This window comes from Acinetobacter sp. UBA5934, assembly GCF_002430855.1.
Lineage (GTDB): Bacteria > Pseudomonadota > Gammaproteobacteria > Pseudomonadales > Moraxellaceae > Acinetobacter.
On sequence record NZ_DJDC01000013.1, the window covers coordinates 21014 to 35163 of the forward strand.

General features: G+C 45.8%; 8 protein-coding genes and 1 pseudogene. 6 read left to right on the top strand and 3 right to left on the bottom strand.

From position 1 onward, the window contains the following. Positions 1-46: 46 nt before the first annotated feature. Positions 47-3745 carry a UvrD-helicase domain-containing protein gene (locus B2Y23_RS00915; protein ID WP_291368456.1) on the bottom strand — a complete coding sequence of 1233 codons (3699 nt, stop codon included), beginning with the start codon at positions 3743-3745 and terminating at the stop codon, positions 47-49. Positions 3746-3753: 8 nt separating this feature from the next. Next, entirely contained in the window at positions 3754-7446 is a 3693-nt protein-coding gene (locus tag B2Y23_RS00920; RefSeq protein ID WP_291368457.1) for an exodeoxyribonuclease V subunit gamma, read from the bottom strand. A 183-nt stretch (positions 7447-7629) separates the two neighbouring features. On the opposite strand from B2Y23_RS00920, the gene B2Y23_RS00925 reads away from it, so the two are divergent. Continuing rightward, entirely contained in the window at positions 7630-8115 is a 486-nt protein-coding gene (locus B2Y23_RS00925; RefSeq protein ID WP_291355895.1) for a hypothetical protein, read from the top strand. Positions 8116-8194: 79 nt separating this feature from the next. On the opposite strand, the gene B2Y23_RS00930 is transcribed toward B2Y23_RS00925, so the two are convergent. After that, positions 8195-9613, bottom strand: coding sequence for a polyphosphate:AMP phosphotransferase (locus B2Y23_RS00930; protein ID WP_291355695.1), 1419 nt, complete (start codon positions 9611-9613; stop codon positions 8195-8197). Positions 9614-9818: 205 nt separating this feature from the next. Between B2Y23_RS00930 and B2Y23_RS00935 the strand changes: the two genes are divergently transcribed. The 5 genes and pseudogenes from B2Y23_RS00935 to B2Y23_RS15435 form a co-directional block, all read left to right on the top strand. After that, complete coding sequence (locus B2Y23_RS00935) at positions 9819-10523, top strand: FFLEELY motif protein (RefSeq protein WP_291355697.1); 705 nt, start codon at positions 9819-9821, stop codon at positions 10521-10523. A 168-nt stretch (positions 10524-10691) separates the two neighbouring features. Then, complete coding sequence (ubiE, locus tag B2Y23_RS00940; RefSeq protein WP_291368459.1) at positions 10692-11636, top strand: bifunctional demethylmenaquinone methyltransferase/2-methoxy-6-polyprenyl-1,4-benzoquinol methylase UbiE; 945 nt, start codon at positions 10692-10694, stop codon at positions 11634-11636. An 11-nt stretch (positions 11637-11647) separates the two neighbouring features. Further along, positions 11648-12331, top strand: coding sequence for a ubiquinone biosynthesis accessory factor UbiJ (locus B2Y23_RS00945; protein WP_291355701.1), 684 nt, complete (start codon positions 11648-11650; stop codon positions 12329-12331). 10 nt (positions 12332-12341) lie between these two features. Further along, on the top strand, positions 12342-13961 hold the full coding sequence (locus B2Y23_RS00950; protein ID WP_291368461.1) for an ABC1 kinase family protein: 1620 nt from the start codon (positions 12342-12344) through the stop codon (positions 13959-13961). A 37-nt stretch (positions 13962-13998) separates the two neighbouring features. After that, positions 13999-14142 (top strand): annotated as a pseudogene (locus B2Y23_RS15435) (hypothetical protein); the annotation flags it as partial. Positions 14143-14150 lie beyond the last annotated feature (8 nt).

The window sequence follows — 14150 nt, forward strand, 5'->3', positions numbered from 1 at the left end:
TATCCACAACCTAATCTATTGTTTAAAAGCCATTAATTTTGACAAATCAGGCTATCTTGCTGCTTTTATCTTCAGCAAAATAGCCCAAAATAGCATCAAGCCGCAGTATAAATTCGGCATCCGGCTGCCAGTGATAACAGCCCTGTTCCGCCTGCCCGTTCATGCCACGCAAATACAGATAACTTGCGCCGCCCAAATGTTTTTCAATGTCATACTCCTGCATTTGTACCGTTAAATAGCGATGCAGCGCCACCAGATATAAACCGGCCTGTAGCCAGTAACTGGCCTGCGACATACTCTGCCGGATTTCCCCCTCCAGATAATGGGTTTGATCAGCACCGAGAAAGTTACTTTTATAATCCGCAATATGATAGTGCTGGCCATCAAAATACACCAAATCGATGGATCCGGTGAGATAGCGTGCCGAATTGGCCGGGTTAAAATCCAGCATCTCTATACCATGTTCTGCATAAAGCTGATGAATCCGCTGAATCGCCAGAACATGATCAGACAAAGACAGATAAAAAGGAAATTCCGCCAGATATTCATGTTCAGCCAGCTGATTCAGCTGAAAATCCTGATGTAAAGGCGTGCTTAAAACCTGGGCCAACCATTCACTCATCCAGCCAATCAATTGTTCTTCATCGACCTGCTGAAACTCTTGCTCATATTTTGCCGAAAGTTCTAGCCACAAAGCAGGATAATCATTTTTAAAACGGCGACGGATTTCTAAAGGCCAATCCTGCTGGTCCTTAAAATCGATATGTTCAAAAATTTCATGCAGGAATGTTCCGGCCACGGTGCCCATCGGGAAATTACGTTTAATCCACGACAGCGGTTGATTCGTCATAGTGTCAATCGGCTCAACTATATGCATTTCATCTGCGGCACTCGGCATTTGCTCAGTATTCACCGCCAAGGCGTCCATGGCCTGTTTACGGCTTAAATGCTGGGCCAAAGCACTAAAACTGGTCTTTGAACGCGGGTAAAAGCGCTGGCTAGGAAATTGCAATGCCTGTAAAGGCAAGAGTTCCTGCTGCTTGGCTTGCAGCTTGACCGGTCTTTCAATGAGTAATGCTTCATGGGCACTGGCGGGATGCACAAAGTCTTGCCCACGCCAGAAAGCCAGGCCATGAGTGGACTTGCCTTCCTGATCCTGCAACAGGGCATAGACCCGATGGCTGGCCCGGGTCAGCGCTACATACCACAGCCGATGCTGTTCTGCCACGGCACGAGCATTGTGCTGATCAATGGCGTTTTGATCGAGCAAGTTTTTGTCATTTACCGCGACCACACGCTGAATATCCACTTTCCCGGTCACCGGATGTACATGCTCGACGGTGGAAAAATTCAGGGTTTTGTTCATTTCCCTAAAGTCTTTATCCGCCCCGAGCAGGAACACAATTTTAAACTCCAGCCCTTTGGACTGGTGAATGGTCATCAGTTGCACCCCTGCCTCATTCGACAGTTTGCGTTCCAGTTCCCACTCGCGTTCCGCCGGAGATTGCAGCTGTTTCAGATACCAGTGATAAAGCTTTTGCGCGCCCTGATACTGTTCGCTGTGTTGACACAACAATTCTGTCAGATGACGCAGATTGACCACGCTACGTTCATTATCGCGGCTCTGGGTGGCGACCAGATTTTTCCACACCTGAAATAAATTCAGACAGTATTGCCATGCGGTTAAAAAGCCTTTTTGCAGCCACATTTCACGAATGCAGTCGAAGTCGCAAATAAACTGGCTTAAGCCATCGGCTTGGGTTTCCAGCTGAATCAGTTGCTGCAAATTAAAGCCCAATAAGCGGCTGAGTAAAGCGCGCTTGATTTTGCCTTCATCATAGGGATGCATGATTGCGCTGAGTACAGCACCGACATCTTTGGCAACAGCATGATCAAACACACTGCGTTTCGATGGACGATTGACCCGAATGCCTAAGCGCTCCAGTTCATACTGGGCTTTATCCAGACCGTCATGATTTTTCGATAAAATCGCGATGTCATTTTCAACCAGATATCTGGGACCAGTTTTTTCCGACAGATAGAGTTTTTCTTCAATGCCCTGATTGAGTAAATCACGGATTTTCCAGGCGACCTGAATCGGCTCGTCCTTTTTATCATTCAGTAATAACCAGCGCAGTGGTTGATGATTTTCACCCTCTGCATCGATGAGTGGCGGATGGGAACGCGAGCCGGCTTCCACCGGGCTATAAATCACCTCTTCACCAAAATCCATTTGCCGCTGAAACAGGGCATCGACCGCTTGTACCAAAACTTTGACCGAACGGTGATTATGGCGCAGGCTGTATTGTTGCCCCTGCTTGGACAGTACATCGGCACGGGCTTTATTATAAGTCAGCATGTCGCCCCCACGGAAACCATAAATCGCCTGTTTTGGGTCTCCGACCATGATCATGCAGCCTTGCATATAGCGCTTCTGGTCCCGCCAGATCCGCGCCAGCATATTGTCCTGATCCTGGTTGGTATCCTGAAATTCATCCACCAGAATTAAGGGATAGCGTGCCTGTACAAACTTGGCAAAACGTAGTCCCTGCTCGCCTTGCAAGGCTTCTGATAGCGTGCGAATTTGCTGGGCAAAAGTGGTTTCACTTTTCTGCTGCAGGACTTGCGGCAAGCGCTTTTTGACTTCGCGACTTAAATAAAACTTTAAATAGGCATCCAGCAGGTCCAGATCCAGGCTGAGTTTGGATAAAGCTTCACAGAAGCATTTCAGCTGCTGCATGACTGCATGCTGTTCAAACTGATGCAACACCTCTTCTGCACATTTATTCAGGACTTTTTTCGTCGCCAGATCGGTCAGATTTTTCAGAGTCTTGTCAAAATGCGGGGCAAATAAGGCATAGCAACGCTGTTCAGCCAGAGCATCAATAAAGGCCGGTAGATCATCACACAAGGTGCGTTGCATCAGGCCATCGATACGCCATTTTTTACCAATAATGGAGTGATATTGTCCATCTGCAGAGTAATAATCGCTCAAGCTCGCAATCAGGCCTAAATCCAACTGGATAAACTCATCGACCAGCTGTTCAAACTGGTTTAAATCCAGCTCGGGGGCTTGTACTTCCTGAAACTGAGCCGAGGCAAAGTTCAGACTATTTTCCACCACCGGAACATAAGCGTCCTGCGACTTCAGCTTCTGATTCAGCAGCAGATAATCCACCACATTTTGTGGCTGCAACTGAATCCATTCACGCAGCACATCATGAATCAGTTGATAGGTATAACTTTTGGCATCATCAGTGATATCGGCCCGTTCAATCTTGCCACTTTCAAAGGAAAATTCGCGTAACAGCTTCTGGCTAAAACTGTCCAGCGTACCGACAAACAGTTCATCCAGCTGGTCAATCACCAATTTTAAACGTTCACGGGCAAAATCGACGCGCGTGGCATAATCGCTTAAAACTTTCTGGAATAAAGGATCGGATTCAGCCGCGATTTTGTGCTGAATTTCAGCCTGAGTTAGCGTTTGACAGCTGTCGAAATAACGTAAAGTTTCCACCAGGCGCAGCCGAATGCGATTTTTCAACTCAGCAGCTGCTGCACGGGTAAAGGTGGTGGCAATCACCTGATTCGGCAAATACGGACCGAGAAAAATCCGCACCATCAGACTGGACAAGGTAAAAGTCTTGCCGGTACCGGCCGAAGCTTCAATCCAGTGCAACCCTTTGAACTGCATGTCGACAATCGGGTTAAAGGACATTTGAGTTAATGTTTGGGGAGAATTCATATTATTTTTTATTCTTCAATCACTTGTTGATGCAAAAATACCGGTTGATAGAGCTGATAGGAAAATTGTGCGCAGGCATCTTCCAGCAACGCCGTCGCATCCTGTTCCTGCAAAATAAACTGCCAGTCCCGATGCATTTTGGTGGCTTCATTATCGACCACAGAAAAGCCGCTAAACTTGCCATCTTCATGCCAGTCTTTATAAATCACATCCATATCATCAATACACATCTGGTTCTGCTCATTCGGCTGCCAGTCATGCTCTTTATCTTTTTCCGCAATTTTCAGTAATAATGCCGCAGGCAATACCAACGGCTGGCTTTGCCCATATTTCCAGGCCGCCAGCCAGTGATCCAGCCATTCACGTGCTTTATTCGACGTCACGCCATGACATAAAATGGTTCGGTCACTGAACACCACAATCCGCGCCAGTTTTTCGCCACCATTCCCTAGATTTAAGTAAGCCAGCCAGAGCAGATATTCCAGCCAGACTTTGGCACGGCGCTTGGCACGCGCACTTGAAGCCTCCAGACTGACCCATTTTTCTGCACTGTTTTTCGGCAATTGAATGTTCATATACACATGATCATTCACTTTCCACACCTGCTGCGTGGTTGCCGTCACTTCAGGGGCATATTTCAGCAATCGCGCTTTTAAACGTTCTTGCTCCACCACACTCATTTTCCAGCTGCTTTGTTGCAGTTTGCCAATTGGCAGCTGATCCATTAACAATTCAGCTTGCGTGGCACCGTCCTGCTTTTGCAGGAACTGGCGCACGGCATAACGTCCCAAACCATCCAACAACAAGGGTTCCTGCACCGCAGGCAGATCTTCAGGACGCAGATTTTCCACCCCTAAAGTTTTTAAATAAAGCCGCGCCGGGAAAGTGACATCCTGAATCCACTGATGACTGTCCAGTACCTGAATATCTTGCTGCAGATTTTGATACGGGGTATTGACCCAGGTTGAACGCTGTCCGGTGGCATGGCGAATCTGTCCGGCCACACAAAACCATTGATCCTGATAACGCACCGGTCGAGCCGATTCAAAGCCCAGCGGATCAAAAGGCAATAGAGGATGTACATGATACAGCGACCGAAGTTGTTCAGGTACTTCCACACCATTGATCTCTACAGTGGCAGCGGCTTGACTGTCCGCTTGTTTGCCCTGCACGATAAAGGCCAGATGTTGTACCAGTTCCTGCAACACAGTGGATGGATCTCGGACTTCGCCATCACTGATATCGAAGCCATTATAAAACAGCCACAAATTGTCCTGTGCCAACAGCAGATGATCCAAAAATGCGCCCTGATCATCTTCCAGACGCGAGCGATCACCCAATTGAGGTTTCAGTAAATCCATCAAATCAAAAGGTAAATGCTGGCTACGATTCGGGAACTTGCCGCTGTCCAGTCCCAACATCACAATCAGCTTATACGGCACAGGGCGAATCTGCCCGATCTGGCTAAAGGTAATCTGCCCGGTCGGTTCGGCATGGTCGAGCTGGGTTTCCAGCGTTTTGTTAATCTCTGCCAGCAAATAAGGCAAAGGCAAACTCAAACTGCGTAAAGCATGATGATCCTGTTCATCATAGAAACTGGCCAGGGTCAGCATTCGTTCTTGCTTTTTAATGATTTTATAAACGGTTGCCAGAGACTCGATGCCAGTTTCTTCAAACTCGGCAATATCCTGCATCAGGCGCTTGAGCCACTGCTCTACAGGGACATTTTGGCCTTGCTCATGTGCAATCATCCAGTCACGGCGTGCATCAAAATCCTGATAAATCTGAATCAGCTTGCCAATCAGTTCAAAATCGCTGGGCAGGACTTTAGCAAAACTCAGGGTACCTTGAAACAGAGTATGTTCTGGAATTGCAATCCCCAAAGCCAGACGATCCAGCGCAAATTTAAAGCTAAACCGATAGTCTTCGTCGCCTTCACACAGGCTACGCTTTAAATGCTGCGCATCCAGTCCACGCTTAAAGCCCGCATCAATCAGCAATTCCGTGATGCGTTCAATGGCATTCACATCTAGACCGTAACACTGCTGAGTCGCGCTTAAACTCAGCCAGTCGGCAAAATCCTCAATGCTGAAACGTCCCTGAATCAGTTCAATCCGGCCCAATACCGCTCGCCAGGCATTCAGCGCATCCAGCTGGGCCACACCGGCAATTTGAATGGGCAGATAGACACTATCTCTGGACAATTGATGATGGCTGCCTGCTTTTTGCTGGATCAGGTCGCGTTCACTCGGCGGCGGTGCAAATACACTGCGAATTAAAGGTTCCAGCTCAGTTAAACTTGGGCTGAGCACCAGAATATCACTCGGTTTGCGTGGCGCTTCTTTAGTACCTTGGGCTAGCCAGTGAATCAGCTGTTCTTTTAAAACTTCCAGTTGGCGCAAACTGGAATGACAGACATGAATCTGAATCGAATCATCCTGTTCATCCAGCATATATTGATGCTGCTGCGGTTCCACCAGATAGAGAATATCGGACTGGATTTTACCCAGTAAATTCTGTTTATACTCATCAATAAAGGCATCTGCCCAGACCCCATCTTCCCCCGAAGACAAATTGGAGAGCAAAGAGAAGTGATCACGTGCCTGCTTACCAAATCGGGTCAATAAAGGATGGCGCGACTCACGCTGCTCCGCATTGAAATTTAAAGTAAATTCCTGAAAAAACTGTTCAATATCGGCATCACTGGCTTTGGGATTTTTGGCAATAAAACGCTCTTTTACTCTTAAATCATAACGTGCTTTCCAGTTCGGATCGACACTGTCGGCCCAATATTCCTGTGACGGGTTGTAGTGCAGAATATAAATATCAATGTACTGCCCCAAACGGCGTAAAAACGCCAGTTGCATCGGAGGCAAATCCAGCAAGGTAAAAATCACCAGGTGTTGCGGCAATTTTTTTAATGCCGCTTTACGGGTTTCCGGATTGTCCAGAATTTCCCAGAACATGGCATCAATACTTTGCATTTGCTCAAAGTCCTGATGAAATACTTCCTGCCATAACCAGCGCTGCCAGGCTTCCAGTTCACGGGCCTGATTCAGGGTAAATTCAGAAATGTCAGTATTGGTTTTAAAGAACATCTCTTCAATTTGAAGTTCTTTGTTTTGTCCCCAGGCCTGTAACCAATTGCTTGGGCAACTGCACATCTGCGGTGGACAGTTCTTCTGGCAATGCCCGCGATATTCCATGTAATGGCTAAACAGGCGCGATACCTGCTCTGCCACCCAATACAGCATGCCCTGCTTTTTCAGCTGCTTTTCGATACCCTGTTCCAAACGATCGGCACTGTCATAAATACGCTGTACGATAGAGTGTAAAGGATGATCCAGCTCTAAATGATTTTGTTCGCTCTGGATAAAGGCTTTCAGCGCCTGAAACACGCGCCACTTGATAATAATTCGTGGAATATTGGCTTTACGGACCTGTTCTTTTTGCTCGACCAGCACCCACTGATAAGCTGACCACTGAAAACCTCGAATCCGGTGATGAAACTGGGTATTGGCACTGATGCCTTTTTGTTCCGCCAGTTTCTGGGTCAGCCAGGCTTCTACCGCATGCGAAGGTACAATAAAATGTTGGGTTTGCAGCACCTGAAAAGGGGTTGCAGCAGGCTTATTCACGGTCGTCAGCATGGCGTGCACAAGCACATCAATACGCTGACTTTGAATCACATGAATGGCCATGACTTAGTTACCCCAATATTTTTCAAAAATGAAATGCCTACAAAAGCATAAAGATTATTTACTATACATCTGCATCTGTCTATGTCACTTTTAGGTGGATACTGAACTTAAAAATGCTTTGAAATTCACACCTTAATGATGGTTGAATGCAACAAATAACACGAAATTTAAGGTATTTACATGATGAAAATAGATAAAATTCCAGACTCAATCGATCCCAAATTAAATTTGGAAAGCATTCGAGAAGAATGCTTAGAACTTGTCAAAAAACGTGCTTACTGTTCTGCAGGAGCAGCCGTCATTCCCGTTCCATTTCTGGATGTGGTCATCGATGTCGGAATTTTGTCACAACTGATTCCGGAAGTGAATGCACGTTTTGGTTTGGCTCCAGAACAAATCAGTGTTTATGATCCAAAAACCAAACAAGTGCACTGGCAAGAACTGCGTAAACGCGGGGTAGAATTTTCCGGCTTGGTGGTGGCGCGTACTGCAGTGAAAAAATCGCTCAACAATGTGGTAGCCAAGGTCATTACCAAACAGGTGACTAAATTTATTCCCTTAGGCGGTCAGATTATTGCTGCCAGTTTAGGCTACATTGTGATGAAAAAAGTAGCAGAAGCTCACGTAGAAGAATGTTACAAAATTGCCAAAGGTATTCAACAAAAATAGAAGAACAGCTGGTGAATTCATCAGCTGCTTATCTGTTTACAGTCTATTTAATAACAATGTTGATCCTGCCGCTGAGAGTTTAATCAACTCTCAGCTGTTTTAAGATTGCTCTTAATATTTCCAGACGAGCGGTATTTTTGTCATCAGTAGCGATAATATGCCACGGTGCATAAGCGGTACTGGTTCGTTCGAACATATCCGCGGCTGCCTCTAAATAAGCATCCCATTTTTCCCGATTGCGCCAGTCCTCTTCAGTAATTTTAAAGCGCTTGTTTGGCGTCTCTTCACGGGCTTTAAAACGGGCGGCCTGTTCATCCTTGCTTATTGCCAGCCATAATTTGATCACCACGGTTTGACTATTGACCAAATCCTTTTCAAAGCGGTTAATTTCCTCATAAGCCCGCTGCCACTCGACTTCACTGGCAAAGCCTTCTACCCGTTCCACCAGCACTCGCCCATACCAGGAACGGTCAAAAATCCTGATGTCTTCATCACTTTGTAACTTGGTCCAGAAACGCCACAAGTAAGGACGCCGTAATTCAAATTGTTCCGGGGCCGCGATGGTATGAATATCATATTCTCTTGGATCCAGATTTTTAACGATGCGTTTAATCGCGCCGCCTTTCCCTGCTGCGTCCATGCCCTCAAAAACGATAATCGCTTTACGGTCGTCAAAACGTAATGCATTTGCCACTTTAACAGACAGTTCTTTCAGCTCTTTTTTATAGTCTTCATTGGTCGTGGGCTGATTTTCAGGATGCAGTAGCAACTCTGGAACAGCCGCCTGTTTCCATTCGGCTTTTGCTTCGCTCAAATGTTTTGGACAATTTTGCATAGCCGCCAAAATAATCTGTGCAAATTGCTGATCACGGGATTTTTCATCTTCACAATTAATCACTTGCCAGTCTTTAAGAAAGCGCTGACTCATTTTTTGCAAATTGTCATATTGTTTTTTATTGCGCCAGTCCAGACCATGTAATTTATGCCAGTGCACTTCACTAGGGTCCATATTGTCCAGCCGCTTTTGCAAAGATTTCCAGGACAAGTCAAACCAGACCTTCACTACATCGACATGATTGTTTTTCAAGTCCTGTTCAAAAGCCTGCATATCTTCAATATAGGCATCAAACTGGGTTTCATCGAGAGGTTTGGACACATGCAAGGCCGTGGCCAGCAAGTCGCTGTACCAGTTACCAAACCATACCATGATCTGACCTTCGGCAGGAATAAAATGCGCATAAGGCTGCCAAAAAGTCTGCTTTTGATTAAACATGTTGGGAGCATCGGCCTTAACCAGCAAATAACGCGGATCAACCCATTCACGCAGCTGCTTCACTGCCTCGCCCTTTCCGGCCAGCTCAATCCCATTGACCAGCACCAGCACGCTTTTAGCATTCTTTTGATCGCGGGTATTTTTTAAAAAGTACTGTGCTTCAATCAGATTCAGGGAAAGCTCATCTTCATCAAGTAATGAATTTTTTGTTTTTTTAAGGGTCATATTTTCCCCGTCCTCTATTCTAAATTTCAGTCAATTCAAGCATAGTACAAGGCTGAATTTGAACCCATAGTGTTTGTGTTGCTTATAATTGCTTTGTTTTCCAGCAAACTGACTTAATTTAAATCATTTTTCGCACAGTTTGTCATAGCGACTTTTCTCATCTGGCTCTAAGATTTAGCCATCTAAAAAATAATAGAGACACAGCATGTCTAAACTGGCTGCATTGGATGATCTTTTAGAGTTGTACTATCAACTGAATTATCATCAAAATCCTGAAATTTTTCGCCGTCTGCAAGATGTGCAGGCCTGGCAAAAACAGCGTATGCAATCTACCCATCACAAGCAGTTTGCAGAAAAACAAAATGTATTGATGTCGGAGTATTTCCTGAACCGCCTGTATGGCGGCCCGGATTTTGATGCCCTGGCCGAGCAAATCGCACGCTTGATGAAATATGCACACAAGGCAGAAAAACTGATTCCTGAAAATGCCGTGAAAACAGGTACATCAGGTGTATCTTTGGCGATTCTGGCGGTCCAACTGGACGAGCAGGTCGCCATGCAGCTACTGGAAGATTATCATCCGCATGAAGGCTTAACCGACGAGATGATGCGTTTGACCTATCTGAAACTGGATCAGGGGCAACACCGTTTAAATCAGCTGGATTTGCTCGACCAGCTCGGTTTTAGCCTGGATAAATACATGCGCTCATTTGTGGTCTATACCGCCTTTAAAATGTGTAGAGGCGCAGCCAGCAAATATAACTTCGATGTCATGTATGAATTTATGCAGGATGGCTTTTTGGCCATGAAACCGCTAAAGTCGGCAGAGAAGTTCGTGAAGGATTTTACTGCAGTTGAACGTCAAATTATCCATAAAGTTCACACCGGCGATCCGCACCCATTTCAGTAACTTGATGTTGTGATGGAACTAACAAATTAAGCAGTGAATAAAAACATAGAGCAGATTTCTGTATATTATTCATAACAATTGCATGCAGATTGCTGTACAACGTCTTAGAATCTGTCATCATGCAAGCACTGCAACATTAACCCTATTTTTATGTTAGGAGTGACTCTAATGTCTAACGAAAATCAAACGCCTACCTCTCCCCCTGAGCCGGCCCAAAATACAGACAAAGTGAGTCCTTTCTTAACTGAGCCTCTTCCGCAAGGCACTGCTCAAGGTCAGCAACAATCTTTACAACAACAGTTGACCGACACCCCAGTGACCGGTTCAGTACCGAAATATAACCTGCCACGTGGTGCCAATACCGGTAATGTCGGGGCAACCACCCACTTCGGTTACCAGACTGTGAGCAGTGAAGATAAAGCCCAGAAAGTGGCTGAAGTTTTCCATTCAGTCGCCAGCAAATACGACATCATGAATGATCTAATGTCATTCGGTATTCACCGCCTCTGGAAACGTTTTGCCATTAATATGTCAGGCGTACGCCGTGGTCAGCATGTACTCGATATTGCAGGTGGTACGGGTGATCTGGCTAAAGTCTTTAGCCGTGAAGTCGGTCCTACAGGACATGTGGTGCTTTCAGATATCAACGAATCGATGCTGAATGTGGGTCGTGACCGTTTGATCGATGCCGGTTGTACCAATGTCGATTTCGTTTTGGCCAATGCTGAAACTTTAGAGCCATTTGCAGACAACAGTTTTGACTTGCTGACCATCAGCTTTGGCCTACGTAACGTCACCGACAAAGATGCAGCACTCGCGGCAATGTACCGTGTTCTTAAGCCAGGCGGCCGTTTATTGGTGCTTGAATTCTCTAAACCGGTATTCGAGCCATTCTCTAAATTGTATGATCTGTATTCATTCACCGCTTTACCAATCATGGGTAAAATTATTGCCAATGACTCGGAAAGTTATAAATATTTAGCCGAATCGATCCGTATGCATCCGGACCAACGTACCTTGAAAGGCATGATGGAAAATGCAGGATTCCAGAACTGTGATTACCACAACTTGACTGGTGGTATTGTGGCGGTTCACCGCGGCTTTAAACTTTAAGGTTTTATGCTATGTGGTCGATTCTGGCACTCGGTGCAGTTGAACGATTAATTCATCATATGATTGATCTGGATGCGATTACCCGCATTCAGCTCAATGAATTGCAAGGTAAAATGTTGCGTGTGGTGATTGACTCACCACAGCTTTCTGTCGATGTGTTCTTTGACGACAATAAAGTGCGTCTGGAACCAACCGTCACCGGTCAAAGCGCGACCCCATCCATTTTCGAACAACGTCCGTTTGATCAAAACCAGCAGATTTCGGAAGCGACCGCGACCCTGCAGGTTAAAAATGTGGTTGAGCTTTTGAAGCTGTTACTGGCGGATGATGTCGGCAATATTCCGCTGCAAGGTGACTATCACCTGTTGCAGGATATTCAGCGTATCATGCAACAGGCCGAACCGGATTTAGCTTCACATTTAAGTCCATGGATTGGTCCTGCCCTTGCCCATGAACTTGGCAAAATCCAGCTGGCACCGAAACATTTAAAACGTTCCTTAGAAAGTTATTTATTCTTTGCTGAAGATGCGTTAAAAGAAGATAGCGGCTTATTTGCTCCACGCTGGCAAATGGACGGTTTGCAGCAAGATACCCGAATTTTCAATCAAAATTTAGATCGTGCCGAAGCCAAAATTCAGCAGCTTCGAGCGCAGATTGATACTTTAGATACACCTCCAGCTTCACCTCAAGATTAGGTTTAGATATATGATTCCGCATGTTTCACGTTTACTCGAACTTTGGCGCATTGCCGCGCACTATAGACTCGACACGTTGTTTCCTGCGGAAGAATTACCAGAAAAAGCCCGTCATGTTTTAAGCTTGATTCGCATGCACCCTGCGGCATGGTCTAGCCGTGAACGTAAAAACCCACTGAAGCTAAAAGAAGCTTTAGAAGAAATGGGACCGCTGGCGATTAAACTGGGGCAGTTGCTTTCAACCCGCCGTGATTTGATCCCACCCAAAGTTTTACAACAATTGGTGCTTTTACAAGATCGAGTTAAGCCGTTTGATAATAACATTGCCAAAACCCGCATTCAGGAATCACTGAAAGCCGATGTAAATACCTTGTTTGCCCGTTTTGATGAACAGCCGCTTGCCGCAGCGTCCATTGCTCAGGTGCATACCGCTGCTCTGCATGATGGTCGTGAAGTGGTGGTTAAAGTCACTCGTCCCGACATTCGCCAGCAAATTTTGCAAGACTTTGAAATTCTCGATTGGCTCGGTGCAGCGTTGGAAAAACGCTTGGAAGCAGCGCGTGCCCTGCATTTGTCGGAAATTATTCAGGACTATCGTCAAATCATTCTAAATGAACTGGATTTGACCTTAGAAGCCGACAACACCCGTCGTATGCGCCATTATTTTACTGGCTCAAGCATGATGTATGTGCCTGAAGTGTATATGGACAGCAAAGACGTGATGGTGGCTGAACGCATCACCGGTGTTCCTATTTCCGATATTGCCACTTTTGACCGTATGGGAATGAATCGCGCGGACCTGGCAGAAAAAGGTTTGACCATTTTCTTTACCCAGGTATTCCGTGACAACTTCTTCCATGCCGATATGCATCCGGGTAACGTGTTTGTCGAAACCATTAATCCGAGTAATCCACGCTTTATTGCACTGGATTGCGCGATTATGGGTGAGCTGTCCAAACACGATCAAATGACCGTGGCACGCATGTTACTGGCAGTAATGAACAGCGACTTTATGCAGCTGATTCTGGTGGTGCATCAAGCTGGCTGGATTCCACCAGGAAATGATCAAGATGCCTTGGCGCGTGAAATGCGCCGTACCGTCGGTCCAATGGTATCGAAACCGATGCATGAGCTGGATTTTGCCGGCATTCTGATTCAAGTGATGGATATTGCCCGTCGTTTCCATCTGGAAATTCCACCACAGCTGATGCTCTTGCTGAAAACATTAGTGCATGTCGAAGGCTTGGGAACCGACCTTTATCCTGAACTGGATATCTGGAAACTGGCGAAACCGATCCTGACCAACTGGATTAAAGCGCAAATGAATCCGCAAAAGAACCTGAAGGAATTGGGACAAAAAATTCCTGATCTTCTGCTCGGTGCGCAGGATTTACCGAGCTTGATGATTGACAGTTTAAATGGTCTAAAAAATCAGTCGGCCTGGCATTCCAAACAATTGCATGAGCTGCAAAGTATGCGCTTGCAAATGGAACATCAGCAAAAACGTAGCTGGATTTTTGGCAGTATCATGGCCATTCTGCTTTCAATTGCGATCATTTCACCATGGTTTGTATCAGTGATTCTGATTGTGCTAGCAAGCATACTCGCGGTCTGGCGGATGGCGAAATAATTTTTAAATAGCCTGATTCGTCAGGCTTTTTTATNNAATGGAACATCAGCAAAAACGCAGCTGGATTTTCGGTAGCTTGATGGCAATTTTGTTGTCGATTGCGATTATTGCACCTTGGTATATTTCGATTATTCTAATCATGCTGGCGAGCTTGCTTGCAGTTTGGCGAATTTTTAAATAAGAATTTGA